Source organism: Pseudomonas sp. GZD-209, from assembly GCF_049310485.1.
Classification (GTDB): Bacteria; Pseudomonadota; Gammaproteobacteria; order Pseudomonadales; family Pseudomonadaceae; genus Aquipseudomonas; species Aquipseudomonas sichuanensis.
Window position 1 is genome coordinate 1 of record NZ_JBMOWQ010000001.1, and the last position, 26,713, is coordinate 26,713.

22 protein-coding genes are annotated in these 26,713 nt (G+C 65.2%); 11 read left to right on the top strand and 11 right to left on the bottom strand.

Annotated elements, in window-relative coordinates; all coding sequences use genetic code 11:
* Positions 1 to 431: 431 nt before the first annotated feature.
* On the bottom strand, positions 432 to 1,244 hold the full coding sequence (gene xthA, locus ACO6VM_RS00005) for an exodeoxyribonuclease III (protein WP_401059948.1): 813 nt from the start codon (positions 1,242 to 1,244) through the stop codon (positions 432 to 434).
* A gap of 163 nt (positions 1,245 to 1,407) precedes the next feature.
* Between xthA and ACO6VM_RS00010 the strand changes: the two genes are divergently transcribed.
* From ACO6VM_RS00010 to ACO6VM_RS00020, 3 genes are read left to right on the top strand one after another with little or no spacing between them, the layout of a single operon-like run.
* Positions 1,408 to 2,058, top strand: coding sequence for a GNAT family N-acetyltransferase (locus ACO6VM_RS00010; protein WP_422402499.1), 651 nt, complete (start codon positions 1,408 to 1,410; stop codon positions 2,056 to 2,058).
* A gap of 53 nt (positions 2,059 to 2,111) precedes the next feature.
* The gene (locus ACO6VM_RS00015; RefSeq protein WP_422402500.1) at positions 2,112 to 3,854 is read left to right on the top strand and encodes an autotransporter assembly complex protein TamA; all 1,743 of its coding nucleotides are present in this window, start codon (positions 2,112 to 2,114) and stop codon (positions 3,852 to 3,854) included.
* Positions 3,851 to 7,525, top strand: a complete 3,675-nt coding sequence (locus tag ACO6VM_RS00020; RefSeq protein WP_422402501.1) for a translocation/assembly module TamB domain-containing protein — start codon at positions 3,851 to 3,853, stop codon at positions 7,523 to 7,525. Before ACO6VM_RS00015 ends, ACO6VM_RS00020 begins: the two co-directional genes overlap by 4 nt.
* Positions 7,526 to 7,602: 77 nt before the next feature.
* Here ACO6VM_RS00020 and ACO6VM_RS00025 read toward each other — a convergent pair whose 3' ends face one another.
* Positions 7,603 to 7,983 (bottom strand): Mor transcription activator family protein, encoded by a 381-nt coding sequence (locus ACO6VM_RS00025; RefSeq protein ID WP_347151465.1) that lies wholly within the window; start codon positions 7,981 to 7,983, stop codon positions 7,603 to 7,605.
* Positions 7,984 to 8,468: 485 nt separating this feature from the next.
* Here ACO6VM_RS00025 and ACO6VM_RS00030 point away from each other — a divergent pair, with 485 nt between their 5' ends.
* Positions 8,469 to 8,657 (top strand): hypothetical protein, encoded by a 189-nt coding sequence (locus tag ACO6VM_RS00030; protein WP_110994403.1) that lies wholly within the window; start codon positions 8,469 to 8,471, stop codon positions 8,655 to 8,657.
* A gap of 36 nt (positions 8,658 to 8,693) precedes the next feature.
* Here the strand turns inward: ACO6VM_RS00030 and ACO6VM_RS00035 are convergent, their stop codons facing one another.
* Positions 8,694 to 9,056: a fe2+ zn2+ uptake regulation protein gene (locus ACO6VM_RS00035; protein WP_110994404.1), complete on the bottom strand. Its 363-nt coding sequence runs from the start codon at positions 9,054 to 9,056 to the stop codon at positions 8,694 to 8,696.
* Positions 9,057 to 9,263: 207 nt separating this feature from the next.
* On the opposite strand from ACO6VM_RS00035, the gene ACO6VM_RS00040 reads away from it, so the two are divergent.
* Positions 9,264 to 11,576, top strand: coding sequence for an acylase (locus ACO6VM_RS00040; RefSeq protein WP_422402502.1), 2,313 nt, complete (start codon positions 9,264 to 9,266; stop codon positions 11,574 to 11,576).
* 173 nt (positions 11,577 to 11,749) lie between these two features.
* Here ACO6VM_RS00040 and ACO6VM_RS00045 read toward each other — a convergent pair whose 3' ends face one another.
* Together ACO6VM_RS00045 and ACO6VM_RS00050 are read right to left on the bottom strand one after the other, a co-directional pair.
* Positions 11,750 to 12,472, bottom strand: a complete 723-nt coding sequence (locus ACO6VM_RS00045; protein WP_422402503.1) for a UDP-2,3-diacylglucosamine diphosphatase — start codon at positions 12,470 to 12,472, stop codon at positions 11,750 to 11,752.
* Positions 12,469 to 12,972 (bottom strand): peptidylprolyl isomerase, encoded by a 504-nt coding sequence (locus tag ACO6VM_RS00050; RefSeq protein ID WP_422402504.1) that lies wholly within the window; start codon positions 12,970 to 12,972, stop codon positions 12,469 to 12,471. Before ACO6VM_RS00050 ends, ACO6VM_RS00045 begins: the two co-directional genes overlap by 4 nt.
* 261 nt (positions 12,973 to 13,233) lie before the next feature.
* Here ACO6VM_RS00050 and ACO6VM_RS00055 point away from each other — a divergent pair, with 261 nt between their 5' ends.
* Positions 13,234 to 14,937: a glutamine--tRNA ligase/YqeY domain fusion protein gene (locus ACO6VM_RS00055; RefSeq protein WP_422402505.1), complete on the top strand. Its 1,704-nt coding sequence runs from the start codon at positions 13,234 to 13,236 to the stop codon at positions 14,935 to 14,937.
* A gap of 9 nt (positions 14,938 to 14,946) precedes the next feature.
* A complete protein-coding gene (gene cysS, locus ACO6VM_RS00060; RefSeq protein WP_110994409.1) occupies positions 14,947 to 16,329 on the top strand; it encodes a cysteine--tRNA ligase in 1,383 nt (460 codons plus the stop codon).
* 144 nt (positions 16,330 to 16,473) lie between these two features.
* Here the strand turns inward: cysS and ACO6VM_RS00065 are convergent, their stop codons facing one another.
* From ACO6VM_RS00065 to ACO6VM_RS00080, 4 genes are all read right to left on the bottom strand, one after another.
* The gene (locus ACO6VM_RS00065) at positions 16,474 to 17,079 is read right to left on the bottom strand and encodes an START domain-containing protein (RefSeq protein WP_422402506.1); all 606 of its coding nucleotides are present in this window, start codon (positions 17,077 to 17,079) and stop codon (positions 16,474 to 16,476) included.
* A gap of 90 nt (positions 17,080 to 17,169) precedes the next feature.
* Positions 17,170 to 18,006 (bottom strand): bifunctional allantoicase/(S)-ureidoglycine aminohydrolase, encoded by an 837-nt coding sequence (locus ACO6VM_RS00070; RefSeq protein WP_125464268.1) that lies wholly within the window; start codon positions 18,004 to 18,006, stop codon positions 17,170 to 17,172.
* A 132-nt stretch (positions 18,007 to 18,138) separates the two neighbouring features.
* On the bottom strand, positions 18,139 to 19,503 hold the full coding sequence (locus ACO6VM_RS00075; RefSeq protein WP_422402507.1) for an LLM class flavin-dependent oxidoreductase: 1,365 nt from the start codon (positions 19,501 to 19,503) through the stop codon (positions 18,139 to 18,141).
* A gap of 417 nt (positions 19,504 to 19,920) precedes the next feature.
* The gene (locus ACO6VM_RS00080) at positions 19,921 to 20,901 is read right to left on the bottom strand and encodes an aliphatic sulfonate ABC transporter substrate-binding protein (protein WP_125858833.1); all 981 of its coding nucleotides are present in this window, start codon (positions 20,899 to 20,901) and stop codon (positions 19,921 to 19,923) included.
* A 206-nt stretch (positions 20,902 to 21,107) separates the two neighbouring features.
* Between ACO6VM_RS00080 and ACO6VM_RS00085 the strand changes: the two genes are divergently transcribed.
* The gene (locus ACO6VM_RS00085; protein ID WP_401059966.1) at positions 21,108 to 22,001 is read left to right on the top strand and encodes a hypothetical protein; all 894 of its coding nucleotides are present in this window, start codon (positions 21,108 to 21,110) and stop codon (positions 21,999 to 22,001) included.
* 13 nt (positions 22,002 to 22,014) lie between these two features.
* Here ACO6VM_RS00085 and ACO6VM_RS00090 read toward each other — a convergent pair whose 3' ends face one another.
* Positions 22,015 to 22,899 carry a DMT family transporter gene (locus tag ACO6VM_RS00090; RefSeq protein WP_401059968.1) on the bottom strand — a complete coding sequence of 295 codons (885 nt, stop codon included), beginning with the start codon at positions 22,897 to 22,899 and terminating at the stop codon, positions 22,015 to 22,017.
* Positions 22,900 to 23,008: 109 nt separating this feature from the next.
* Positions 23,009 to 23,677, bottom strand: a complete 669-nt coding sequence (locus ACO6VM_RS00095) for a class I SAM-dependent methyltransferase (RefSeq protein WP_422402508.1) — start codon at positions 23,675 to 23,677, stop codon at positions 23,009 to 23,011.
* A 105-nt stretch (positions 23,678 to 23,782) separates the two neighbouring features.
* On the opposite strand from ACO6VM_RS00095, the gene ACO6VM_RS00100 reads away from it, so the two are divergent.
* The 3 genes from ACO6VM_RS00100 (at position 23,783) to ACO6VM_RS00110 (ending at position 26,620) form a co-directional block, all read left to right on the top strand.
* The gene (locus ACO6VM_RS00100; RefSeq protein WP_422402509.1) at positions 23,783 to 24,535 is read left to right on the top strand and encodes a class I SAM-dependent methyltransferase; all 753 of its coding nucleotides are present in this window, start codon (positions 23,783 to 23,785) and stop codon (positions 24,533 to 24,535) included.
* Positions 24,536 to 24,694: 159 nt separating this feature from the next.
* Complete coding sequence (locus ACO6VM_RS00105; protein ID WP_422402510.1) at positions 24,695 to 25,669, top strand: quinone oxidoreductase family protein; 975 nt, start codon at positions 24,695 to 24,697, stop codon at positions 25,667 to 25,669.
* Positions 25,670 to 25,687: 18 nt separating this feature from the next.
* The gene (locus tag ACO6VM_RS00110; protein WP_401059974.1) at positions 25,688 to 26,620 is read left to right on the top strand and encodes a LysR family transcriptional regulator; all 933 of its coding nucleotides are present in this window, start codon (positions 25,688 to 25,690) and stop codon (positions 26,618 to 26,620) included.
* The last annotated feature ends 93 nt before the right edge of the window (positions 26,621 to 26,713 follow it).

Here is a 26,713-nt window from a genome sequence, read left to right on the forward strand (position 1 = left end):
CTGCTCTTGATCTGCTCTTGATCTGCTCTTGATCTGCTCTTGATCTGCTCTTGATCTGTTTTTGCTTTTGCTTCTAAGCGCGCAATAGTCCAGGCAACACAAATTGCGACTTCAGGAGGCCGAGTGGAGGTGACTGGAGGGCCCTGGTGCGCAGCACCCTTCGGCGTAAGCCGAAGGCGCGAGATGTAGACTTGCGCAGCAAGTCGTAGGCCGCGCGGGCCCGGAAGGCACCGGAGCGAGGGGACCCCGGAGCGCAGCGCAGGGGCCGTATGATGGGAGCAGGCGGCTTTGCCTACTTTGGCCAAGACCAAAGTAGGCCGCCGTAAGGGCGGAAAGGTGACTAAAAGTCGACATCGCCGCTGAATGCGCATACATCTACAAAAACCAGCACCCTAAGCCCCGAGCCCGAGCCCGAGCCCGAGCCCGAGCCCTCACCCCAACTCAAGCCAAATCGGCGCATGATCCGAAGGCTTCTCCATCCCCCGCAGCTCATAGTCAATCCCCGCCGCCTTGACCCGAGGCAGCAACCCCTGCGAAGCCATGATCAAGTCAATCCGCAGCCCACGCTTGGGCTCATCCTCGAACCCCCGGCTGCGATAGTCGAACCAGCTGAACTGATCAGCCACGTCCGGGTGCAGATGGCGGAACGTGTCGACCAGCCCCCAGCCCTTGAGCCGCTCCATCCACTCGCGCTCTTCAGGCAGGAAACTGCACTTGCCGGTCTTCAACCAGCGCTTGGCGTTGTCCGCCCCGATGCCGATGTCGCAATCCTGCGGCGAAATGTTCACATCACCCATCACCAACAGCGGCTGGTCATTCTTGAACTGGCTCTCCAACAACACTTGCAGGTCACTGTAGAAACGCTGTTTGGCCGGGAATTTGGTGGGGTGGTCGCGGCTCTCGCCCTGGGGGAAGTAGCCGTTCATCACCGTGATCGGCGTGCCGTTGCGGTCGGCGAAAGTGCCCCAGATGAAGCGGCGCTGGGCATCCTCTTCATCACTGGCGAAACCCTTGGACAGCGACAGCGGCTTTTCCCGAGACAGCAGCGCCACGCCGTAGTGGCCTTTCTGGCCGTGGTAATGCACGTGGTAGCCGAGCGCCTCGACGTCAGCCAGCGGGAACTGTTCGTCGCTGACCTTGGTTTCCTGCAGGCCGATCACGTCCGGCTGGTGCTTGTCGATCAGCGCCGCCAGTTGATGCGGGCGGGCGCGCAGGCCATTGATGTTGAACGAGACGACTTTCATGGAAAGACAATCCTGGTAAAAGCCTCGAATGCTAGCCGACATCGCAGGCGGCGGCCAGCGTGGCGACCCAGGGTTGGCGCTGCTAACGTGCTGTGGGAGGTGAACCATACGCGGTGCAGTAACTCCAAGGCACTGCACGCCCATTCCAGGAGGACCGCCCGCGATGTCCGACGCCCCAGCCGCACCAGCCCGGATCTGCCTGCTCGACGAAGGCTACGCCCGCGAGGCTCGCTCGCTGCTGTACCACGCTTACCGCCATGAACCGACCTTTGCCTGGCTGTTCGAAGCCCAGCGCCCTGGCTATGAACAGCGTCTGCGGGTGCTGGTGCGCGAATGGCTGCGCCAGCACTTCTACCTGCAGTTGCCGGCGATCGGTCTGCTGCTGGATGACCGCCTGGTCGGGATCGCGCTGATCGTGCCGCCACAGCGTCGACTGGGTGTGGCTGACAGCTGGGCATGGCGCCTGCGCATGATGCTCGGCACCGGCCTGCGCTGCACACGCCGCTACCTGGACTACCAGGCTGCGCTCGCGGGTTGCCTGCCGAGCGGGCAGGTGCATGTACTGCCGCTGCTGGGTGTGCACCCGCAATTCCAGGGGCAGCACTACGGCGAACAGTTGCTGCAAGCGGTACACGACTGGTGCGCTGATGACCCGACCACCCAGGGCGTGGTGCTGGATACCGGCAATGCACACTACCTGGCCTTCTATGAGCGCCAGGGCTATGAGGAGATCGGCGAGGTCGCTGTAGGGCCAATCCGAGAAAGGGTGTTCTTTCATCCCAATCCGGTGTCGTCCAATGCGACAGTTATGTGAGCGGTATTGACAGGCGGCACCCTTGACCGGCTCGCTCTGGTAGCATGCGCCGCATGACGTATTCAGGAAGATTTTGCTGGGGCCTGCTGTTGTTGGCCGCCAGCTCCATGACATGGGCGCAGAGCGAGTTGCTGGTCCGGGTGAAACCCGCCAACAAGCCGCTCAAGGCCAATATCGAAGGTTATATCGGCAGCCTCGGCGAGCGCGATGAAGAAGCGCTGCTGCGTTTCAGTCGCGGTGCCGAGGAGCAGACACGCAAGGCGGCGCAGGCGCTGGGTTATTACCAGGCGCGCATCGACAGCGAAGTGAAGGCGCCGAGTGACAAGGACAAACCCCCGCAACTGATCATCCGTGTCGATCCGGGTGAGCCGGTGCGCCTGCGCAACGTGACGGTGCGCATCGAAGGGCCGGCCAGCGAAATGAAGGCATTTCGCATCCCCGACAGCAAGGCGCTGCGCCCCGGCGAGCAACTCAATCATGGGCATTACGAAGATGCCAAACGGCTGATCCTCAACCAGGCGTCGCGCTATGGTTTTTTCAGTGGCCGCTTCACGCGCCAGCGCCTGGCAGTCGACCCCCAGGCCGGCGTCGCCGACATCGAACTGGTCTACCAGAGCGGCCCACGCTATCGCCTGGGTGCGGTGCACTTCGGCGGTGACACGCCCCTGGACCAGGACCTGCTGCAGCGCATGGTGCAGTTCCAGCCCGGCACCCCTTACGACTCGGAATTGATCGCCGAACTCAACAATGATCTGCAATCGAGCGGCTATTTCGAAGGCGTGCGGGTGGATGCCGCGCCAACTGCCGCCGTGGGCGAAGACATTCCCGTCGAAGTTCGCCTCGACACGCGTAAACCACGCACCATGGGCCTGGGCCTGGGCTTTTCGACCGACGTCGGTCCACGTGCCAAAGCCAACTGGACCCGCCACTGGGTCAACCCGCAAGGCCATAGCTACGGTTGGGAGACCGAACTGTCGGCACCCCGGCAGAACGTCGGCCTGTGGTACGACATTCCGCTCGATCCGCCGCTCACCGACAAGTTGCGCTTTGCCGGCGGCTACCAGTACGAGGATATCGCCGGCACCGACACGCTGAGCAAGCTGCTGACCGTCGGCCCGGAATGGCACAGCAAGCTGCCCAGCGGCTGGCAGCGGGTGATCTCGCTCAAGTACCAACGCGAAGAGTATCGCCTGGGTGACGACTCGGGCCTGAGCAACCTGCTGATGCCGGGCGTCAGTTACGCCTACCTGCGCAGCGACAACCGGATCGATCCGCACCAGGGCTATCGGCTGCAGTTCGACCTGCAGGCGGCCAAGGAAGGGCTGGGTTCGGATACCAACCTGGTGCACGGCAACGTGCTGCTCAAAGGCCTGACCACCCTCGGTCACAACCACCGTTTCCTCGGCCGCGTGCAGTTCGGCGGCAGCGCCACCAGCGGCTACCAGCAGAACATCCCGCCGTCGCTGCGCTTCTTCGCCGGTGGCGACCAGAGCGTGCGTGGCTACGACTACCAGTCGTTGTCGCCAGAGAACAACAAAGGCGACCGTATCGGCGGTCGTTACCTGGTGGCCGGCAGTGCCGAATACCAGTACTCGATCGCCGAAAAATGGCGCCTGGCAACCTTCATCGACCAGGGCAACTCGTTCAACAACCTGGAACTGCCCAGCCTCAAGACCGGTGTCGGCATCGGCGTGCGCTGGGTCTCGCCGGTAGGGCCGCTGCGCCTGGACCTGGCCCATGCGCTGGATGACGACGGTGGTTTTCGTTTGCACTTTTCCATGGGGCCCGAGCTGTGATGCGTGTGTTCAAATCCCTCTTGCTCGTTATCTGCGCCTTGTTGCTGCTGATCGCCTTGGCGCTGGGCCTGGTGCTGGGTACCCAGGCAGGCAGCCGCTGGGCGCTGGGGCTGGTGCCGGGGCTTGAGGTCAGCGACTTCGAAGGGAGCGTGGGTGGCAGTTGGCAAGCCAGCCAACTGCGCTGGGTTGACGGCCAGAGCCGGATCGAGCTGCAAGCCCCGCAGTTGGCCTGGTCCCCTGCCTGCTTGTTGCGCGCCACCCTGTGCATCGAGCGTCTGCAGGCCGAGCGTATCGACATGGCCTTCGCCCCGGGCGAAAGCGAGCCCGACAGCGGCCCACTGCAACTGCCGGCGCTGAACCTGCCGCTGGCCATCGAACTGGGCGAGGTCAAGGTCGGCCAGCTGCGGCTTGATGGCAGTGAGCTGCTGGGCAATCTGCAACTGGCTGCGCACTGGACCGCGGCCGGCCTGCGGGTCGACAGCCTGCAACTGCAGCGCGACGACCTGCACCTTGAACTGCAGGGCGAGTTGCAACCGCAAGGCAACTGGCCGTTGCAACTGCAAGGCACCTTGCAACTGCCGGCCGTGGACGGCCAACCCTGGCAGTTGGCGTTGAGCGCCAAGGGCGAGCTGCAACAGACACTGACGCTGGACGCCACCAGCAGTGGCTACCTCGATGCCCGCTTGAACGGCGAGCTGCAGGCCCTGGCCGAACACCTGCCGGCGAAACTGAGCCTGCGCGCCGAGGCGTTCAAGCCCGCCGCCAGCCTGCCCGACACCCTGCAACTCAACCAGCTCAGGCTCGACGCCCAGGGCGACCTGCGCAAGGGCTACCAGCTGTCCGGTGCGGCCACGCTGCCGGCCGAGCAGGGCCCGGTGGGCCTGGTGCTGGCCGGCAAGGTGGACGCCAAGGGCGCCCGGCTCGATGCCCTGGACCTCAATGCCAGCGATACCCAGCGGGTCAAGCTGCAGGCCAGTGCCGACTGGCAGCAGGGCTTGAGCGCTGACGCCAGTATCGACTGGCTCGATTTCCCCTGGTTGCGCCTGTACCCCCTCGAACAACCACCGCAGGTGACCCTCAAACGCTTCAATGCGCAGGTGCAGTACCGCGATGGCAACTATAAGGGCGTATTCAACGGTGACCTGGATGGCCCGGCAGGCGCCTTCACCGTCGCCAGCCCATTCGACGGTGACCTCGGCCAGGTGCGGCTGCCGCAGCTGGCGCTGAGTGCAGGGCAGGGCAAGGCAACCGGCAGCGTCGCCTTGCGCTTTGCCGACACCCTGGCCTGGGATGTCGACCTGCAGCTGGCAGCACTCGACCCGGCCTACTGGCTGGCCGAGCTGCCCGGTACCCTGGCCGGGCCATTGCGCAGTCAGGGCGAGTTGAAGAACCAGCAATTGCAGCTCAAGGCGCAGCTCGACCTCAAGGGTCGCCTGCGTGGCCAGCCAGCCGTGCTCAAGGTGGATGCCGACGGCAAGGGCGAGCATTGGACCCTGGGCAGCCTGGCGGTGCAGTTGGGCGACAACCGCATCAACGGCAGTGGCAGCCTGCAGCAGCGCCTGGCCGGGCGTGTTGACCTCGACCTGCCGCGGCTTGGCCAGCTCTGGCCGCAGCTGCAGGGCCAGGTCAAGGGCCGCCTGGACCTGGCTGGCACCCTCGCTGCGCCCCAGGGCAGCCTCACGCTGCACGGCCAGCAACTGGCGCAGGCCGACAACCGGGTACAGCGGCTGGACCTCGACGCGCGCCTGGACAATGCCCAGCGTGGCCAGCTCACGCTCAAGGCCGGCGCTATCCGCCTGGGCGATACCCCGTTGGGCAACCTGGATGTGCAGGGCAAGGGCGATATCCGCCAGCAGGCTGCCACCCTGGCGCTCGATGGCCCGCAGCTCAAGCTCGACCTGGCGCTCGACGGCACCCTCAGCAAGGGCGACTGGCGCGGTCGCCTGGCCAGCGGGCGTATCCAGGCCGGTGGCCAGGACTGGCAACTGCAAGCCCCGGCGCGCCTGCAGCGCCTGGCCAGCGGCCAGCTGGATTTCGCTGCCCATTGCTGGCGCGCAGGCCAGGCCAGCCTGTGTGGCGAGGACCAGCGCCTGGCACCAGAGCCGCGCCTGCGCTATCACCTCAAGCAGTTCCCGCTGGACAGCCTGGCGCAATGGCTGCCCAAGGACTTCGCCTGGCAGGGGTTGCTCAATGCCGACATCAACCTCGATATCCCGGCCAGCGGCCCCAAGGGCAGTATTCGTGTTGATGCCGGCGGCGGCACCCTGCGCGTGCGCGACAACGGGCGCTGGGTTGATTTCCCCTACCAGGTGCTGCGCCTGGACAGCACCCTTGCACCGCGTCGGGTGGACACCCGCCTGGCCTTTCGTGGCGAGCGCCTGGGGGAGCTGACCCTCGATACCCGCCTTGATCCGCTTGGGCGCAACAAGCCGTTGACCGGCGAGTTCCGCCTGGCCGGGCTGGAGCTGTCGGTGGCCCGGCCGTTCCTGCCGATGGTCGAGCGCCTGGCCGGCCAGCTCAATGGCAGCGGGCGCCTGTCGGGCAGCCTGTTGGCACCGCAGGTCAACGGCAACCTGGCGTTGAGCGGTGGTGAAGTCAGCGGCGCAGAATTACCGGTAAGCCTGCAGGCACTTTCACTGCAGGCGCTGATCGCCGGCGAGCAGGTGCAGCTCAAGGGCGACTGGCGCAGTGGCGACGCCGGGCGTGGCGAGCTGGCCGGGCAGATGACCTGGGGGCAGGCGCTGGCCATGGAACTGCGCCTGAGCGGCCAGCAGCTGCCGGTCACCGTCGAGCCCTACGCGGTGCTCGAGGTTGCGCCCGACCTGGTCATCCGCCTGGTCGACGACAAGCTGGCGGTAACCGGCAAGGTGCTGGTGCCCAAGGGCGAGATCACCGTGCGTGAACTGCCGCCGTCGACGGTGCAGGTATCCGACGACACGGTGATCGTTGGCCACCAGACGCAGGAGGGCAAGCCGCCCATGGCGGTGGCGATGGACATCGACGTCGAGGTCGGCCGCGACAAGCTGTCGTTCAGTGGTTTCGGCCTCACCGCCAACCTCCTTGGCCATGTGCACATCGGTGACAACCTCGATACCCGCGGGGAGCTGAGCCTGGCCGATGGTCGCTACCGTGCCTATGGCCAGCGCCTCACCATCCGCCGGGCGCGCCTGCTGTTCGCGGGCCCCATCGACCAGCCGTACCTGGATATCGAAGCGATTCGCCAGGTGGATGACGTGATTGCCGGTATTCGCCTGAGCGGCAGCGCCGAACAACCCACGACCAAGGTGTTTTCCGAGCCGGCGATGAGCCAGGAGCAGGCGTTGTCCTATCTGGTGCTGGGGCGGCCACTGGGCGCTTCAGGTGAAGACAGCAACATGTTGGCCGAGGCTGCGCTGGGCCTGGGTTTGGCGGGCAGTGCCGGGATCACTGGCAGCCTGGCGTCGAACCTGGGGATCGAAGATTTCCAGCTCGACACCGAGGGCTCGGGCACCAGCACCAGTGTGGTCGCCAGCGGTAACCTCAGCGAACGGCTGAGCCTGCGTTACGGTGTGGGGGTATTCGAGCCTGCCAATACCATTGCCCTGCGCTACAAGCTGAGCAAGAAAGTCTACCTGGAGGCCGCCAGCGGCCTGGCCAGCTCGCTGGACATCTTCTACAAGCGCGACTTCTGACTGTTCGCGCTCGTCCGCGCCGGCTACCAGTGGCCGGGCGCGGACGCCTCTGATCGTCTCATTCATCCATTCAACGCTTAGCGAGCCTGGCAGTCCTGGCGCCGAATATTGCCGATCTGTCGCAGGCTAAGCCCGTATTTGTCAGCCAACAGGCTGCGTGACAGGCCGTTGGCGCTTTCCTTCTGAATCTGCTGGTTGCGCAGCTGGCGCTGAAAGTGGTCGGCTTTGGGGATTTCCAGCGCCAGGCCGGCAAAGCGCTTGATCAGCGCGTCGAGCGCTTCGGGCGGCAAGACATCTGCCAATTTGGTACGTGAGCGGTGTTTGGGGATGTACTTGGGACGCCCGCCGAACGCACAGGTGAGCTGGTAGGCATTTTCGAGGCCGATGCATTCGATCAGCACCTGCAGCGATTGCGGCAGTTGAGTAACTTCGATGTTGTTCAGGTCTGGCATGTCCACGCAAGGCATCCTTGAGCTGTGGGATCGTTTGACGCGTGGCCTGTGTATCGACCACACACCGAGGGTTGCCATGGCGCGGCTGGGCGCTTGGCTCGCCTCGATTTTCAAACAGCATCAGAAAGGGTCGCTAGGCGCGAATCGGACCGGTGCTTGTAGCCTTGTCGGCACGATGATTGAAAGCAAACGCGATAATCGCTGTATGAAAATTCTTCACCCTTGCGCTACAGGCCCCAAAAGTCCGGGAGAAGACCTTCCATGGTGGCAGTTTGGGTGCATCACCCCATGCAATTGCAGGGGAACAATATTCCCAGGTGTCCGGGCGTTGATCGGCGAGGTAATTTTGCGTCAGGCAAGCAGCGAATCTGATACTGCTGGGAGGCATGCGTCGTAGGTCGGAAGGAAAATCAGCGTGGGAAATGGCAGCGAGGTATCATGACGCCGGCTCCAAGGGAGCCTCATGTCCCCGATGTCGCAAGGAACTCCCGATGACACATGTGCAGCGCCTGAAATATTCGATCCTGATCATCCTGGTGGTACTGGGGATCATGCTCGGCCTGAGTCACCTGCAGAAGCAGGGCACCATCAGCGAGCAGACATTCCAGTTCATCGCCATCGCCGTTGCGGTGGTCGTAGTGGTGATCAACGGGATCCTGCGGCGCAAGGTCAAGCCCTGAGGCGGGCCGGCCGGCGGATCATGGCCGGCCGTACGCTCAACGCAAGGTGGGCTGCTCGAGTACGGCGCGGGCCTGGGGCTCGAGGCTGTAGCACTTGTCGTTGCCCAGGCTGATGACACCTTCGGTGCACAGCCGCTTGAGCACCTCGCGCACGCTGAGGAACGACAACGGAATGTCCAGCTGCTCAAGGTGCGCGTGAACACCACGCACGCCAATGCTGCGGCCGTTGCGATCGGCGCTGTGCAGGGCGTCGATGACTTTGAGACGGATCAGGCTGGTACGCAGCCCGTAGACGCGCAGCAGCTCGCGAATCTGCTCGTTGCCGGTGCGCACTTCCTGTGCGCAGGGCGTGCTGACCGGGCTGCGCGCCGCCGGCAGCGAAGGTTGTGGGTTGTACATGCGAATGCTCCTTTTCATCGACCGCAGCGGATTCATCGTTGTTGCCTCTCTCACCTATTAAGACGAACGAGAACGGCAAAACTGCAGTCCCTCGGTAAAAAAATCTGACACGCCTTGTTGAAGACGTTGCAGCAGGCAAGAGGGCGTAAAATTTTCATCCGGCCATTCGTCTGATCGGGATAACCCCCGATTGCACGAGGAGTGCCTGTGATCCCTCTTTCGCGTCCTACCCTGCGCCTTGGCCTTGCCGCCGCCCTGGTCGCCTCCAGCCTGCTGGCGCAGGCGCGCGAGGCTAGCGGCGAAGCCTCTGCGCAGATCCGCCGCACCAGCTTTGGTGTGCCGCACATCCTGGCCAATGACGAGCGTGGCCTGGGCTATGGCATCGGCTATGCCTACGCCCAGGACAATCTGTGCCTGCTGGCCAACGAGGTGCTGACGGTCAACGGCGAGCGCTCCCGCTACTTCGGGGGTGACGGCAAGACCGTGGAGCAGCGCGACAACCTCGCCAGCGACCTGTTCTTCACCTGGCTCAACAACCCTGTCGCAGTCAACGGCTTCCTGCAGGCCCAACCGGCAGCGGTGCGCGACCTGCTGGAGGGGTATGCCCGCGGCTATAACCGCGCCCTGGGCGAGCGTCGGGCTCAAGGCCTGCCTGCCGAGTGCGGGGCGGGCGACTGGGTGCGGCCGATCACCAGCCTGGACCTGGTCAAGTTGACCCGCCGCTTGTTGGCCGAAGGTGGCGTAGGCCAATTCGCCGAGGCCGTGGTGGCGGCGACCCCGCCCAACCTTGCGGCGCAGCGGCCCACGGTCGACTACAGCGTGGCCCTGGCCCGGCAGCAACAGTTCGCCATGAGCCGTGGCAGCAACGCCGTTGCGGTGGGCGCGCAGCGCTCGGCCAATGGCCGCGGCCTGTTGTTGGCCAACCCGCATTTCCCCTGGGTAGGCGGCATGCGCTTCTACCAGATGCAACTGACCATCCCCGGGCAGTTGGATGTCATGGGGGCGGCGTTGCCGGGCCTGCCGGTGGTCAACATCGGTTTCAACAAGCACCTGGCCTGGACCCACACCGTAGACACGTCGAAGCATTTCACCGTGTACCGCCTGCAACTCGACCCGAAAGACCCGACCCGTTACCTGCTCGATGGCCAGTCGCTGCCGCTTGAACAGCAGAAGGTCAGCGTCACGGTGAAAGGCGAGGGCGGCGCGCTGCAGCAGGTCGAACGGCCCATCTACCTGTCGAAGTTCGGCCCGGTGGTGCAGTGGCCCGGCCGGCTGGACTGGGACAATCAGGCGGCCTATGCGCTGCGTGACGCCAACCTGGAAAACACCCGGGTGCTGCAACAGTGGTATCGGATCAACCGCGCCGACAGCCTGGGCGCGTTGCAAGCGTCGGTGGCGCAGTTGCAGGGTATCCCTTGGGTCAACACCCTGGCGGTCGACGCAGCGGGGCAGGCGCTGTACCTGAATCAGTCAGTGGTGCCTTATGTCGACGAAGAGCTGCTGGCCCGTTGCGGCAACCCTGGCGTCACCGAGCCGGTGGTGGTGCTGGACGGCTCGCGCAGCGCCTGCCAGTGGAAGGTAGACGCCCAGGCCGCACAACCGGGGATCTTCCCGGCGCGCCTGCAACCGAGCCTGGTACGCAGCGACTTCGTGCAGCATTCCAATGACTCGGCCTGGTTGGCCAACCCTGCTCAGCCATTGGCCGGTTTCTCGCCGCTGCAAAGCCGTGCCGAACAACCGCTGGGCATGCGCAGCCGTTTCGCCCTGCAGCGCCTGCAAGGCAGCGCCAAGCTGGACGGCGATGCCCTGAAGCGCATGGTGTTCGATGACGAGGTCTACCTGGCCAGCCTGCTGTTGCCCGACCTGCTGCAATGGTGCAAAGGCGCGCCGGCGGATGTCGCGGCGGTATGCACCAGCCTGCAGGCCTGGAATGGCAAGGCTGACCTGGAGGCCGGGATCGGCCTGGTGCACTTCGAGAACATCGCCGGCGCGCTGGCCGAACATCGCGAAAGCTGGCGAGTGGCGTTCGATCCGGCCGACCCACTGCATACCCCTCGTGGCCTGGCAGTGGAGCAGGCGGCGGTGGGCAAACTGTTGCACCAGGCTGCGCTGGCCTCGTTGGCCCAGGTTGGCAAAGCCGGCATCGCTGCCGAGCAGCGTTGGGGGCAGATCCAGCAGGCCAGCGACGGCACGCCGGTGCCTGGCGGCCCGCAGGAGTTGGGGGTGTATAACGCCATGCTCAGTGTGCCGGTCGCACCGGGCAAGCGCCTGGTGGTCAGCGGCTCCAGCTACCTGCAGGTGGTCAGTTTCACCGAGCAGGGGCCCCAGGCCCAGGGCTTGTTGGCGTTTTCACTGTCCAGCGAGGCGGCTTCGGCCCATGCCGGTGACCAGACCCGCGCCTTTGCCGCCAAGCAGCTGTCGGTGATCCCGTTCAGCGAGGCGCAGATCAAGGCGGATCCGCAGTATCGGCAGTATGTGATCAGTGAGAAGGACAGGGCGGCGGTGGTCAGCGCTCAGTAGCGCGGTGAGGCTCATCACCGACCAGCACCCACAGGATGGACACCACCCTGTGGGAGCAACCGTTTTGCAGTGTCTGGGCTGGCCTCATCGCCGGCAAGTCGGCTCCCACACCGACCGGATGAACGCAAGCCATGCATCATCCCTGTGGGAGCCGGCTTGCCGGCGATAGGGGTTCAGGCGAAATCGAACGGGGCCAACTGAAAGCCCTGGTCATCCACCTGCAGCGTCCAGCCACGCCGATCCCAATCGCCCAGCACGATCCGCCGCGCCGGTTGCCCATCGACCACCAGCTTGTGGATCGCCGGGCGGTGCGTGTGGCCATGCACCAGGGTGCGTACGCCATGGGCGGCCATCACCTTGGGCACTTCCTCCGGGGTCACGTCGACGATCTCGGTGGCCTTCATGCGTGTCTGCGAGCGGCTTTCACTGCGCAGCTTGCGCGCCAGTTTGTGCCGCGTGGACAGCGGCAGGTGCCGCAGGATCCACAGCGTCAGCGGATTGCGCAGGTAGCGGCGCAGCTTCATGTAGGCCAGGTCGCGGGTGCACAGGGTATCGCCATGCATCAGCAATACCTGCTCGCCACCCAGCTCGACCACGCTGGGGTCGGCCAGCAGGGTGCAGCCAGCGGCTTCGCAGAAAGCCTGGCCGATCAGGAAGTCGCGGTTGCCGTGCATCAGGTACACCGCCGTGCCGCTGTCGCTCAGTTGGCGCAGGGCCTGGCAGATCGACTGCTGGAACGGGGTCATGGCATCGTCGCCGATCCATGCCTCGAAGAAGTCGCCAAGGATGTACAGCGCCTTGGCGTGACGGGCGCGGCCGTCGAGCAGATCAAGAAACGCCCGGACAATGTCCGGGCGTTCTTCTTGCAGGTGCAGATCGGAGATCAGCAGAATCACTCAATGATCTCGGCTTTCTCGATGATCACGTCTTCTTTCGGTACGTCCTGGTGGCCAGCCTTGGAACCGGTGGTGACTTTTTCGATGGCGTCGACAACCTCGGTACCTTCGGTCACTTTACCGAACACGGCGTAGCCCCAGCCCTGGACATTCTTGCCGCTGTGGTTGAGGAAATCGTTGTTGGAGGCGTTGATGAAGAACTGCGCGGAGGCCGAGTGCGGCTCCATGGTACGGGCCATGGCGATGGTGTACTTGTCGTTCTTCAGGCCGTTGTCGGCTTCGTTCTGGATGCTGGCACGCTTGTCGCGCTTTTCGTTCATGCCTGGCTCGAAACCGCCGCCCTGGATCATGAAGCCCTTGATCACGCGGTGGAACACGGTGTTGCTGTAGTGGCCGGCTTCAACGTAAGCCAGGAAGTTGGCAACGGTCAGCGGGGCTTTTTCGGCGTTCAGCTCGATGACGATGTCGCCGTGGTTGGTGCTCAGTTTGACTTTGGACATGCTTAAGTTCGCTCTCAAGGCATCGGGAATAGGGGGCGCAGGGCGCTCGGGTTAGCTGACGCAGGATCAGCAGGCCGCGGCACATGCCACAAGGTGCGCGGCGGCCATTCTGCCGGTTTAGACCGGCGGCTGCGACAAATAGCTGCGCAAATCGCGTCAGTTTGTCCGCGCCCGGCTGTCAGCAGCTTGACTGCTTCGGCTATGATAGGCCCTTTGTTTCAATCGGCCTACCCAGGCCAGCTACCTGCATTCAAGGACACTATGAGCAAGCCCACTGCCGACAACGCGCCCAACGCCGCTGCCAAAGGCGCCCCCGCCGTCCCTGTGAACTTCCTGCGGCCGATCATCCAGGCCGACCTGGACGCGGGCAAGCACAGCAGCATCGTCACCCGTTTTCCGCCAGAGCCCAACGGCTACCTGCACATCGGTCATGCCAAGTCGATCTGTGTCAACTTCGGCCTGGCCAAGGAATTCGGCGGTGTCTGTCACCTGCGCTTCGACGACACCAACCCGGCCAAGGAAGACCAGGAATACATCGACGCCATCCAGAGCGACGTGAAATGGCTGGGCTTCGACTGGGCCGGCGAGGTGCGCTATGCCTCCAACTACTTCGACCAGCTGCACGACTGGGCCGTTGAACTGATCAAGCGTGGCAAGGCCTATGTCTGCGACCTGACCCCTGATCAGGCCAAGGAATACCGTGGCAGCCTGACCGAGCCGGGCAAGAACAGCCCGTTCCGCGAGCGCAGCGTCGAAGAGAACCTCGACCTGTTCGCCCGTATGAAGGCCGGCGAGTTCAAGGACGGCGAGCGCGTGCTGCGGGCCAAGATCGACATGGCCTCGCCGAACATGAACCTGCGCGACCCAATCTTGTACCGCATCCGCCATGCCCACCATCACCAGACCGGTGACAAGTGGTGCATCTACCCGAACTACGACTTCACCCACGGGCAGTCCGATGCCATCGAAGGCATCACCCACTCGATCTGCACCCTGGAGTTCGAAGGCCACCGCCCGCTGTACGACTGGTTCCTCGACAACCTGCCGGTACCGGCGCACCCGCGCCAGTACGAGTTCAGCCGCCTGAACCTGAACTACACCATCACGTCCAAGCGCAAGCTCAAGCAACTGGTGGACGAGAAGCACGTCAGCGCCTGGGATGACCCGCGCATGTCGACCCTGTCGGGCTTCCGCCGCCGTGGCTACACCCCGGCATCGATCCGCAACTTCTGCGAAATGATCGGCACCAACCGTTCCGACGGCGTGGTCGACATGGCGATGCTCGAGTTCAGCATCCGCGACGACCTCGACCGCACCGCACCACGCGCCATGTGCGTGCTGCGCCCGCTGAAAGTGGTCATCACCAACTATCCAGAGGGCCAGGTCGAGCAGCTCGAACTGCCGCGTCACCCCAAGGAAGACATGGGTGTACGCGTCTTGCCGTTCGCCCGCGAACTGTACATCGACCGCGACGACTTCATGGAAGAGCCGCCGAAGGGCTACAAGCGCCTGGAGCCGGCCGGTGAAGTGCGCCTGCGCGGCAGCTACGTGATCCGCGCCGACGAGGCGATCAAGGACGCCGACGGCAACATCGTCGAGCTGCGCTGCTCGTACGATCCGGACACCCTGGGCAAGAACCCCGAAGGCCGCAAGGTCAAGGGCGTGATCCACTGGGTGCCGGCCGCAGGCAGCGTCGAGTGCGAAGTGCGCCTGTACGACCGCCTGTTCCGCTCCGCCAACCCGGAAAAGACCGAAGATGGCGGCAGCTTCCTCGACAACATCAACCCCGATTCGCTGCAGGTCCTGACCGGCTGCCGCGCCGAGCCATCGCTGGGCCAGGCTCAAGCTGAAGACCGCTTCCAGTTCGAACGCGAAGGCTACTTCTGCGCCGACCTGAAAGACAGCCAGCCGGGTCGCCCGGTGTTCAACCGCACCGTCACCCTGCGTGACTCCTGGGGTAGCTGAGGAACCGCCGTGCTCAACATCTACAACACGCTGACCAAGACCAAGGAAGCCTTCAAGCCGCTCGATGGCAACAAGGTGCGCATGTACGTGTGCGGCATGACCGTGTACGACTATTGCCACCTGGGCCACGGCCGCAGCATGGTGGCCTTCGACCTGGTCACCCGCTGGCTGCGCAAAAGCGGCTATGAGCTGACCTATGTGCGCAACATCACCGACATCGACGACAAGATCATCAACCGCGCCAACGAGAACGGCGAGTCGTTCGATGCCCTGACCGCGCGCATGATCGATGCGATGCACGAGGACGAGCGCCGCCTGAGCATCCTCAAGCCCGACCTGGAACCCCGTGCCACCGACCATATCCCCGGCATGCACGCGATGATCCAGACCCTGATCGACAAGGGTTACGCCTACGCCCCGGGCAATGGCGACGTGTACTACCGCGTCGGCAAGTTCGTCGGCTACGGCAAGCTGTCGCGCAAGAAGATCGAAGACCTGCGCATCGGCGCACGCATCGAAGTCGACGAAGCCAAGCAGGACCCGCTGGACTTCGTGCTGTGGAAGGGCGTCAAGCCGGGCGAACCCTACTGGGATTCGCCCTGGGGGCCTGGCCGTCCGGGCTGGCACATCGAGTGCTCGGTGATGTCCACCTGCTGCCTGGGCGAGAGCTTCGACATCCACGGCGGCGGCAGCGACCTGGAGTTCCCGCACCACGAGAACGAGATCGCCCAGAGCGAGGCAGCCACCGGCAAGCAGTACGCCAACGCCTGGATGCACTGCGGCATGATCCGTATTAATGGCGAGAAGATGTCCAAGTCGTTGAACAACTTCTTCACCATCCGCGACGTGCTCGACAAGTACCACCCGGAGGTAGTGCGTTACCTGCTGGTGGCCAGCCACTACCGCAGCGCGATCAACTACTCCGAAGACAGCCTGCGCGACTCCAAAGGCGCACTGGAGCGCTTCTACCACGCCCTGCGCGGTCTGCCGCGGGTGGCGGCCAAAGGCGGTGATGAGTTCGTCGAGCGCTTCAGCGCCGCGATGAACGACGACTTCGGCACCCCCGAAGCCTGCGCCGTGCTGTTCGACCTGGTGCGCGAGATCAACCGCCTGCGTGAAAGCGACCCAGAGGCCGCTGCTGGCCTGGCTGGTCGTCTGCGTGAGCTGGGCGATGTGCTGGGTGTGCTGCAACTGGACGCCGACGACTTCCTGCGCGCAGGGGCCGAAGGCAAGGTCGACGCCGCCGAAGTGGAAGCCTTGATCCAGGCGCGCCTGCAGGCGCGGGCCGACAAGAACTGGGCCGAGTCGGACCGCATCCGCGACCAGATCACCGCCATGGGGGTGGTGCTGGAAGACAGCAAAGGCGCGACCACCTGGCGTTTGGCTGACTGATCGAGGGATCACCCAAAGGTCGGCATTGTGACTAATCGCGGGGCAAGTCGCATCGGCGCACCGCCGCTCCCACGCCATCTTTTCAGATTGCGTGGGAGCGGGCTTGCCCCGCGATGCTTTCATAGGTCCATGTAAGCAGCGCGCTCAACGCTGCCGTTCGGCCACCGCACGCAACGTGCGCAGCGTCACCACCGGCGCATCCACCACGAACCGGTTGGCCAGCCAGCCCGGTACATCCCCGGCTGGATCAGCCTGCAGTTGATAGGTCACCTCGGTCCGCTTTGCACCCACCGGCTTCATGATCCATTCCCCGTTGATGCGCTTTACGCGAATTAGCCCCGGCTCTTCGGGTACCCTGCCTGGGTCGGCGCTGAGGTGGCGTACCAGCGTGCCGTCGTCCAGCCGTTCGGTGCTGACCTTGAGCACCATGTCCCGCGGCAGCGTGGGCCACGGCAGGTTGGTGGTGAGGTACACCCAGGTGCTGTCGCCTTCCACGTCCAGCAGGCGCATCTGCTCGCACGCATACAGCCATTTGCACGCCACCCGCAGGTTTTCCTGCAGGTCGGTGAGCGTGCGCACGCTGGCATTCATGGTGCTGACGCCACGGAACTGCTGGTACGGGGAGCCGGCGACGCTACTCAGGTAGACGCGGATACCCTCGCGGTCATAGGCCAGTTGCCAGTCGTCGGCGGCCAGCAGCGGGGCCGGTAGCGACAGCAGCAGGGCAATCAGAAGGCGGGAGAGGGGCATGATCGGTGGTCGCAGCAAGGGCAAGCTGCAAGTATGGCCACAAAAACAAAGCCCGCCATCAAGGCGGGCTTTGCAACCATCAACCTGAACTCAACGCTGCGGGTTGAGGGTCAGGTGCACGTGGCGGTTGACGTCTTTGTACAGCAGGTAGCTGAACGGGCCCGGGCCGCCGGAGTAGCAGGCCTGCGGGCAGAAGGCGCGCAGCCACATGAAGTCGCCGGCCTCGACCTCGACCCAGTCCTGGTTCAGGCGGTACACCGCTTTACCTTCCAGGACATACAGGCCGTGTTCCATGACGTGGGTTTCGGCGAACGGGATCACGCCGCCCGGCTGGAAGGTCACGATGTTGACGTGCATGTCGTGGCGCATGTCGGCCATGTCGACGAAGCGAGTGGTCTTCCAGGCGCCTTCGGTGCCCGGCATCTCGATGACGGTGGCGTTGTCGCGGTGGGTGACGAACGACTCCGGCACCGGCAGGCCTTCGACTTTCTGGTAGTGCTTGCGCAGCCAGTGGAAGGTGACGTTGGCCTGGCTGTTGTTGCGCAGGCTCCACTCGGCGCCCGGGGCCAGGAAGGCGTAGCCGCCTGGGACCAGGGTGTGGTGCTTGCCTTCGACGGTGATGTCGATCTGGCCTTCGACCACGAACAGTACCGCTTCGGCGTTCGGGTCCAGCTCAGGGCGCTCGCTGCCGCCTTCCGGGGCGACTTCGACGATGTACTGCGAGAAGGTTTCGGCAAAACCGGTCAGCGGGCGGGCGATGACCCACATGCGCATCTTGTCCCAGAACGGCAGGTGGCTGGTGACGATGTCACGCATCACGCCTTTGGGGATGACGGCATAGGCTTCGGTGAACATGGCACGGTCAGTCAGCAGCTCGGTCTGAGCCGGGTGCCCACCGTGGGGGGCGAAGTAGGATGGTTTCGACATGAACGGTCTCGACTTGTTGTTCTCTCCCCATGCCTTTGACCACACCGGCCGGTGCGTGCAGGGGATGCCGGGACAGCATAAGAGCCTGTCCGCGCCATCCACAAATTAAATGTTGAAATACCAGGTATTTGCTTACTGAATGCGTACCTGGCGCCCGACATGCTCCGCCGGCAAGCGGTCGCCGTGGCCGAACAGCTTGTGGCGCAAGGTGCCGTCCTCGTAGGCGGTGGGGTAGCGGCCGCGGCGTTGCAGTTCGGGCACCAACAGCTCGACCACATGGGCCAGATCGTCCGGTTGCACCGCATAGGTGAGGTTGAAACCGTCGACGCCGGTCTGGTCCAGCCACTGCTCCAGCTGGTCGGCCACCTCGCTGGCGCTGCCCACCAGCACCGGGCCGCGCCCACCCAGGCCAACGAACTCAGCGGCCTCGCGCACGGTCCAGCGGTGGTTCGGGTCGGCGGCGGTGAACGCCGCCAGGGCGGCGCGGCCGGCGTCATTCTCCACATATTCAATGGGCGCGTCGGGGTCCAGGCCTGCGAAGTCGATGCCGGTCCAGCCCGACAGCAGCGCCAGGGCAGCGTCGAGGTCTACATAGCGGCGGTATTCGGCGAAGCGCGCTTCGGCCTGCTCGCGGGTAGCCCCGACGATCAGCAGTGCCTGCGCATAGATCAGTACCTCGTCACGCCCGCGCCCGGCCACCTCGCTGGCCTGGCGAATGCCGTCGGCATAGCGGCGCAATACTGCGGGCGTCGGGCCACTGATGAACACGCACTCGGCGTGCCGTGCGGCGAACTGCTGGCCGCGTGCCGAGGCGCCGGCCTGGAACAGCACCGGGGTGCGCTGTGGCGAGGGTTGGCACAGGTGCATGCCGGGCACCTGGAAGTGCTCGCCGTGGTGGTTGATCGGGTGTACCCGGCTGGGCTCGATATAGCGCCCGGTTTCACGCTCCAGCAGCACCGCATCGTCTTCCCAGCTCTGCTCCCAGAGTTTGTACAGCACCTGCAGGTATTCTTCGGCCAGGTCATAGCGTTGGTCGTGGCCGAGCTGCCGGGGCAGGCCCAGGTTGCGCGCGGCGCTGTCGAGGTAGCCGGTGACGATGTTCCAGCCGACCCGGCCATTGCTCAGGTGATCGAGGGTGGACATGCGCCGGGCGAAGGGATACGGGTGCTCATAGGTCAACGAAAAGGTCACGCCGAAGCCCAGGTGTTGCGTGACCCCGGCCATGGCCGGCACCAGCAGCAGCGGGTCATTGACCGGCACCTGCACGCCGCCGCGCAGGGCCGCCTCGGGGCCGCCCTGGTAGACGTCGTAGATACCCAGCACGTCGGCGATGAACAGCGCGTCGAACAGGCCGCGTTCCAGTAGGCGGGCCAGGTCGGTCCAGTAGTCCAGGCGGTTGAACGCGACACTGGTGTTGTGTGGATGGCGCCACAGGCCGGGCGACTGGTGGCTGGCGGCGTTCATGCTGAAGGCGTTGAAGCGGATCGGGCGGGGCATCGTTACCTCCTTGTCAGGGGCATGCCTTTCAAGGTCTTTGAATGAGATTGTGTGAGGGCTGCAAGGGTTCGGCGAAAGGGTTGCAGCGCCTGTGAGATCGAGCGCCGCCCGCGCGGCGCATCGCGGGGCAAGCCCGCTCCCACATCTGTTTCGGGCCAATTAGTCCTGTGGAAGTACCGGCGCCTGCCTTGGTGCATGCCTTGAGTCATGTGAAGCAGCGTTAGCGACCACGCCAGAACCGCGTCGTACCAACAAGGCGGACCAGGTGATGGCACAGGAAAGACTGGCCCGAAACAAATGTGGGAGCGGGCTTGCCCCGCGATGCGCCGCGCGGGCGGCGCTCGATCTTGTAGGCGCAGAAAGGCTCTCGTCGAACACTTCGAGCCCTCACCCCAATCACCTCGCAAGGCATCCCTGTCAGGGCAGCACAGAGGCCGGGTAAACCGCCTCGGCGACGTTCAGCTTGCGCGGGATCAGCCCCAGCCCCTGGAAAGTGTCGGCCAGCTTCTGCTGTTCGGCGACGATCTGCGGGGTGATGGCCACGGCGTTGTAGTTGCGCCGCTCGCTGGCGGTCTTGAGCACGTCGGCACCGATCCCCAGTTGCGGCGCCAGCAGGCTGGCGACTTCGCCGGGCTGGGCGTTGGCCCATTGGCTGACCTTGGCCAGCTCGCCGAAGAAGGTCTTGAGCAGCGCGCGGTGCTGGTCGGCGAAGTCGGCGGTGGACAGATAGAAGGTGCGGTTGTTGGACAGCCCGCTGCCGTCACGCAGGTTCTTCAGGCCCGGCTGCGCTTCGGCGGCAGCCAGGAACGGGTCCCACAGCGTCACGGCCTGCACGCTGCCCGACTGCAGCGCGGCGACGGCATCGGCGGCGTTGTTGACGTAGGCCGGGGTGATGTCCTGGTAGCTCAGGCCGGCCTGCTCCAGGGCCACGGCCAGCAGGTACTGGGCGTTCCAGCCGCGGCCGGTGGCCACGCGCTGGCCCTTGAGCTGGGCGACCGAGGTGATCTGGTCCTGCTCGCGCACCACCAGGCCGATGCCGCGCGGGTAGGGCTGCTCGGCGGCCAGGTAGACCACTGGTTTGCCGGCGGCCTGGGCGAACACCGAAGGCGCGTCGGCGGCGTGGCCCAGGTCGATGGCGCCAGTGCTCAGCGCTTCGAGCAGTTGCGGGCCGGCGGCGAACTCATGCCAGCTGACCTTCACCCCCTGGGGTGCCAGGGCTTTTTCCAGGGCACCGCTGCCCTTGAGAATGTTGATGCTGTTGAACTTCTGGTAACCGATACGCAGGGTCTTGCCATCGTCGGCAACCGCGTTCGACCAAGGCAAGAGGGCGCTGGCAACGCTGGCCAGCAGGCCGCCGATCAGCAGGCGACGCAGGGGGGAGAAGGCACGGGAAGGCACGGTGAGGGCTCCTTGAATAGGCGGGAAAGCGTGGTTTCAGCCTACGGAGCTGGCAGGGGTTATTTCAATTTGTTTATTCCATTCAGTTAGATTGTTTGGTTATTTTTATATCCATTAATTATCTTTGAGCCAGGCCGAACCCTGGCACTTGACATATTTTTCACATGCCCTTGCTACGATCTCGCCACTTCCCAGGAGCTGAATCGATGATGCATGTTCTGCGCAAGCGCGGCGTCCGCCTGGCCTTGGCCGCCAGTGCAGGGCTGGTGGCCAGCACCCTGGGTTTTTTCGCCTGGCAAAGTTTCTACCCGGTGCAGGCCGCCGATGGCTGGCGCGTGCAGGTGTTGCACGGCGCACTGGACAAGGCCGCCTCGTTGCTGCCCCAGGCCGACGGCAGCCTGCTGGTGAGCCGCGAGCTCAACGGTGGCAAAGGCAGCATCATCAAGATCGACGCCGACGGTAATCGCGTGGTACTGGTCGAAGGCTTGTCCAAACCCGATGGCATGGTCGCCGTGGAGGGCGGCTGGGTGTTCAGCCAGGAGGTGGGCGAGGCGCCGGTCAGCCTGTCGCGCAATGGCCAGGTCATGCCCTTGTTCCAAGGCAACAATGTGCAAGGCCTGTACAACGATGGCGAACACCTTTACGCGATTGAAGACCGCAAGGGTGATGGCCGGCTGATGCGCTACGACTGGCGCAGCGGCCAGCTGGATGTGCTGCGCTCGGGCCTGACCGAAACCGAAGGGCTGACCCGTTGCAACGACGGGCGCCTGCTCTACACCGAAAAGGCCAGCGGCAAGATTCGGGCGCTCGGCGACGATGGCCAGGACCCCGTGGTGGTCGAAGGTTTGCGCAACCCCACGTTTCTGCTCTGCGATGCACGCGGCCTGTGGATCACTGAGGACTCCACCCACCGTGCTCGGCTGCTGCGCGTCGATGGCGATGGATCGCGCCATACCGTGCTCAGTTTTCTCAAGGCACCGCAGGCGATCGTGCCCGACGGCAGCGGCGGTTATCTGCTTGCCGAGGGTGGTCGCGACCGTGTGCTGCGCCTGACGCCGCCGCAAGACCCTGCCGTGCAGGCCGTTTCCGCCCGGCAGTAGCCTGGCGGTCGAGTCAACTGGGCAGACGCGGGCCCTTGCCGGGCAGCAGGCCAAGCACCAACATGCAGCCGAACAGGATCACCAGGCCACCGCAGGCTTGCAGCCAGCTCAGCGCCTCGCCGAGGAACAACGCCCCGACCAGCACGGCGACCAAGGTCACCACGAACTCGACGCTGATGGTGCGGGTGGCGCCGATGCGGGCCACCAGACCGAAATACAGCACATAGGTGGTGGCGCTCATTACCGCGCCACTGATGCCCAGGTAAAGCCAGTCCGCGGCCTGCGGAACGCCCGGCATCGGGACCAGCACCAGCAACGGCAAGGTCAGCAGGCCGCCCGCGAGGAATGCGCCGCCAGTCACTGTCCACGGATCCTGGCCGCGCAGGTGCAGGCTGGCATAGTTGCTGCCGAACGCCGCGCACAGGCAGCCGCCCAACGAGGCGATACAGCCGTGGACGAAGTCTTCGTTGACCTCCTGTGCCGGGAAGCCTACCAGCAGGATGATGCCGAGCAGGCCCAGCAGCAGCCCGGCCAGCCCTTGCAGGCTGATCTTCTCCAGCCCCCAGAGGCGGCCGATGATCATCGAGAACAGCGGAATGGTCGCGACGATAATCGCCGCCATGGCGGTGCCGATACGCGGTGTGGCATAGGATAGGCCGATCAGTTGCCCGGCCACGGTGGTAGCGCCCACCACCAGCAGCGGCCTGAGCAGTGGCCGCAGGCGCAGCGTACGGCCAAGCAGGGCGGCCAGCGCGGCCAGGGTGCCTGCGGCGATCAGTGCGCGCAGGCTGACCGCACCCACCCAGCCAAAGGCATGCACCACCTTGAGGATGACCAGGAAAGAAAAGCCCCAGGCGATGGCCAGGAACAGGTAGGCGGCAAGGTCGCGGGGTTGCATGGGCAGCAGGGTCCGTCCGGGGCAGGGCAGCGCAGGCTAGCGGCAGGCACGGGGGTGGAGCAAGACGCCGGGGCGCTTGCTGTCGCAAACGGAACGCCCGGGCGCCTTGTCAGGTGCGTTGCGCAACCAGCAGCAGCGACTGCGGCAGCCGCTGCTGCGGATGTTGCGGTTCCTGCAGTTCGAGCAGGCTGAAGCCGGCCATCTGCAGCGCCTTCAACCAGCTGGCCAGGGTACGGAAATACCAGGGCATCGGTTGCCAGTCGCCATCGAGCCCGCAGAACGTTTCTTCGCGCCAGCCATCCTGATAGTCGCCAGCGGCGGCTGTCCACGGATGCAGGGTCTGGATCACCAGCGTTCCCTGCGCTTGCAGCAGCCCGTGCAGGGCTGTCAGCAATGGGATGATGTCCTGGTGCAGCAGGGCGAAGTTGGCGCAGACCAGCGAGTAGTCGTGGCCGATGTCCACCTGCCTCGCGGCCAGTTGCTCGTAGGTGGCCAGGTGTACCGCGGGCGAGCCCGCCGCATACGCGGCAGCCACCAGGGTTGCGTCGCCATCCACCCCGACCGCTTCGACACCCCGGTTGTGCAGTGCCCGCAACAGCCAACCTTCGCCGCAGCCCAGGTCGAGCACCCGCGCCGGCTGACGGCCGAGCACGGCGAGGAGCATGGCCTGGTCGGTAACCTGGCGGCGGGACTCGATGGCGCCGCCACGCACGGCGTCGATCCAGGCCTGGGCATTTTGCTGCCAACTGCGCAGCAGCGGGTCTTGTGGGGCTGGCATGCAAGGGCTCCGGTGGGCGTGGGTGGCACAAGGATAGGCCAGATCCGCCTTGTGTCAGGGGGCCGTTGCTCGGCACACTGGCACGTCCTCGCTAAGGAGCATGGCATGGCACTTGCGAAAGCGGATTTCACCACGCGGTTGTTGCTCGACGCCGGAATCGGCCCCGGCATGCGTGTGCTGGATGTCGGTTGCGGCAGCGGCGACGTGAGCCTGCTGCTGGCCCGCCTGGTGGATGGCGATGGCGCTGTGGTGGGCGTTGACCAGGCGGCCGGGGCGCTGGAGAGCGCTCGGCAACGCGAGGTGCCGAAGGGCGCTGCGCCGCCTGAGTTTATCCACGCCGATCTGCACGCGCTGCCTGCTTCGCTGGGGCTGTTCGACGCCATCGTCGGGCGCCGGGTGCTGATGTACCAGGCGGATGCGCTCAAGGCCGTGCGGGGGCTGGCCCGGCACCTGCTGCCAGGTGGCGTGATGGTGTTCCAGGAGCACGACGCCAGCCTGACGCCGGCCAGCCTCGAACCTTTCCCCTTGCACCGCAAGGCCCAGCAGTGGCTGCAGCGCATGCTGGCGCAAGAGGGCGCCGACCTGCACATCGGCTTCAACCTGCACCGCATCTTCAGCCAGGCCGGGCTTGCGGTGGATGACCTGCGCGCCGAATGCCTGGTGCAGACGCCCGACAGCCGCTACGCCCTGGCTGATATCGTGCGCGCCTGCCTGCCGCGGATTATCGAACAGGGCGTGGCCAGTGCCCGCCAGGTAGGTATCGAAACCCTGCAGTCACGGCTGGATGCTGAGCGCCAGGCCAGTACCGGAATCTATATCGGCGACATGCTTTACGGCGTGGTGGCGCGCAAGCGCTGATCGCTCGGCCGTGGTCAGCGCCACTGCGGCGATCACCGGCACGCTCATTCGAGCGATTGCTGTTTCAGGCGCACGAATCATCTGCACCAGGCCTCATTGTTCGATCTATTGCAGCACTCTAGCCTGAGCCTGACTTTGCAATCACCCAAGGAAACGAACATGGCCAAGCGAATAGTCCTGCAGCAGACCGGCGGCACCGAAGTCCTGCACCTGCAGGACCTGCCGGTACAACAACCCGGCCCCGGCGAGGTATGGCTGGAACAGACCGCAATCGGGGTCAACCCGCTGGACGTCCTACAGCGCAAGGGCGGCGCGCCGTTGCCGCTGCCCTGCGGCCTGGGCCTGGAAGGCGCTGGGCGGGTGGCCGCAGTAGGCGCAGGCGTCACCAACGTGAAGGTGGGCGACTCTGTGGGCTATGCCACCGGCCCGCTTGGCGGCTACGCCAGCGCACGCTTGTACCCGGCCGAGCGGTTGGTGAAGCTGCCGGCGGGCCTGGGCGCGGAGGAGGCCGCCGCGACCCTGTTCAAGGGCATCACCGCCCAGTACCTGCTGACCAGCACCTACCCGGTCGGCCCCGGGACGCGGGTACTGATCTATGGCGCCGCCGGAGCGCTCGGCCAGTTGATGGTGCCATGGGCCAAACACCTGGGGGCGACCGTCATCGGTGTGGTGTCGCGGCCACAGAGCGTGGCCCGGGCCAAGGCCGCAGGGTGTGACCAGGTGCTGCAGTTCAACGCCGCCACCCTGGCCGCCGAGGTGCGCGAGCTGACCGCCGGGGAGGGCGTGGACGTGGTCTACGACAGCGTCGGGCGCCTCTCGCTCGAAGCTTCGCTGGACAGCCTGCGCCCGCGCGGTCTGCTGGTGTCGTTCGGCGGCAGCTCCGGCGCGCCGGCAGCCATCGAGGTCGCCACGCTCAATGCCAAGGGCTCGTTGTTCGTCACCCGGCCGTCACTGGCCGCCCACACCCGCACCGCCGAGGAGTACCAGGCCCGCGCGGCAAGCGTGCTGGCTGCGCTGGCCGCGGGTATCATCCAGCCGCGGATCTGGCGCCGCTACCCGTTGGCCGATGTGGCCAAGGCCCATGAAGACCTGGAACTGGGCCGGTCGGAGGGAGCGCTGATCCTCACCCCCTGACCCCGGATGAGCCTTGCCATGGACCCCTTCGACAGCCGTCGCGCCGACGAACTCGCCACCTTGCTGGCCCTGCACGAACAGGGTTCATTCGCCGCCGCCGGGCGCCAGCTGGAGCGTCACCCTTCGGTGCTGTCCCGGCGCCTGGGTGCGCTGGAGCAGCGTCTGGGCATCCGCCTGGTGGAACGCACCACCCGCCAGTTGCGTTTCACCGACGAGGGTGAGCGCCTGGTGGAGCGCCTGCGCCATGCCAGCCGGTTGATCGACGAGGCCGAGCAGGAGGCTGCACTGGGCGCCGCACAGGTGCGCGGCCGTCTGCGCCTGGCGCTGCCGGCGGCCATGGGCCGGCGCTGGCTGAGCGGGCTGCTGGCGGACTTCGTGCTGGCCCACCCGCAGGTCACGATTGACGCCGAGTACGCCGACCGTTTCGTCGACCTGGTGGGTGAGGGTTTCGATGCGGCCATCCGTATTGGCGAGCTGGCCGACAACCGCCTGGTGGCCAGCAAGCTGTGCGAGCACCTGCGCATTCTCTGCGCCGCGCCTGGCTACCTGGCGCGGCATGGCACGCCGCAGTTGCCGGCCGACCTGGCCAGCCACAACTGCCTGGGCTTCAGTGGGCTGCGCTCGTTCCCCGAGTGGCACCTCACCGCCAGTGGCCGCCAGGCGAGCGTCAAGGTCGCTGGCAGCCTGCGCGGCAACGACAACGAGGCGCTGCTGGAGGCGGCGCGGCGGGGCGTGGGGATTATCGCCGGTGGCGACTGGTTGATGGTCGAGGACCTGCAGGCCGGCCGGTTGGTGCGGGTACTGCCGGAGTGGCAACTGGATGTGGCCGCGGGGATCTACCTGGTGCGGCCTTCGGCGCGGCTGAACACGGCGGTGATGCGGGCGTTCAAGGCGTGGCTTGAGGCCCGTTTCAAGGATGGCGCGCCATGGCGGCATGATTCTCGATGCTAAATTACATTTGCCATGTAAATAATTGATTTAAAAGGATTTATCCAGATTGGCGCAGGAAGTGGAAAATCTGGATAAATCGCTTTTAGATATCCT

What these genes read in the sequence shown, in the direction of transcription:
- ACO6VM_RS00065 (WP_422402506.1), bottom strand. Translation starts at nt 17,079, where the DNA reads ATGCCCCTCTCCCGCCTTCTGATTGCCCTGCTGCTGTCGCTACCGGCC.
- ACO6VM_RS00030 (WP_110994403.1), top strand. Translation starts at nt 8,469, where the DNA reads ATGACACATGTGCAGCGCCTGAAATATTCGATCCTGATCATCCTGGTG.
- ACO6VM_RS00105 (WP_422402510.1), top strand. Translation starts at nt 24,695, where the DNA reads ATGGCCAAGCGAATAGTCCTGCAGCAGACCGGCGGCACCGAAGTCCTG.
- ACO6VM_RS00015 (WP_422402500.1), top strand. Translation starts at nt 2,112, where the DNA reads ATGACGTATTCAGGAAGATTTTGCTGGGGCCTGCTGTTGTTGGCCGCC.
- xthA (WP_401059948.1), bottom strand. Translation starts at nt 1,244, where the DNA reads ATGAAAGTCGTCTCGTTCAACATCAATGGCCTGCGCGCCCGCCCGCAT.
- ACO6VM_RS00095 (WP_422402508.1), bottom strand. Translation starts at nt 23,677, where the DNA reads ATGCCAGCCCCACAAGACCCGCTGCTGCGCAGTTGGCAGCAAAATGCC.
- ACO6VM_RS00090 (WP_401059968.1), bottom strand. Translation starts at nt 22,899, where the DNA reads ATGCAACCCCGCGACCTTGCCGCCTACCTGTTCCTGGCCATCGCCTGG.
- ACO6VM_RS00050 (WP_422402504.1), bottom strand. Translation starts at nt 12,972, where the DNA reads ATGTCCAAAGTCAAACTGAGCACCAACCACGGCGACATCGTCATCGAG.
- ACO6VM_RS00085 (WP_401059966.1), top strand. Translation starts at nt 21,108, where the DNA reads ATGATGCATGTTCTGCGCAAGCGCGGCGTCCGCCTGGCCTTGGCCGCC.
- ACO6VM_RS00055 (WP_422402505.1), top strand. Translation starts at nt 13,234, where the DNA reads ATGAGCAAGCCCACTGCCGACAACGCGCCCAACGCCGCTGCCAAAGGC.
- ACO6VM_RS00010 (WP_422402499.1), top strand. Translation starts at nt 1,408, where the DNA reads ATGTCCGACGCCCCAGCCGCACCAGCCCGGATCTGCCTGCTCGACGAA.
- ACO6VM_RS00075 (WP_422402507.1), bottom strand. Translation starts at nt 19,503, where the DNA reads ATGCCCCGCCCGATCCGCTTCAACGCCTTCAGCATGAACGCCGCCAGC.
- ACO6VM_RS00035 (WP_110994404.1), bottom strand. Translation starts at nt 9,056, where the DNA reads ATGTACAACCCACAACCTTCGCTGCCGGCGGCGCGCAGCCCGGTCAGC.
- ACO6VM_RS00100 (WP_422402509.1), top strand. Translation starts at nt 23,783, where the DNA reads ATGGCACTTGCGAAAGCGGATTTCACCACGCGGTTGTTGCTCGACGCC.
- ACO6VM_RS00070 (WP_125464268.1), bottom strand. Translation starts at nt 18,006, where the DNA reads ATGTCGAAACCATCCTACTTCGCCCCCCACGGTGGGCACCCGGCTCAG.
- ACO6VM_RS00110 (WP_401059974.1), top strand. Translation starts at nt 25,688, where the DNA reads ATGGACCCCTTCGACAGCCGTCGCGCCGACGAACTCGCCACCTTGCTG.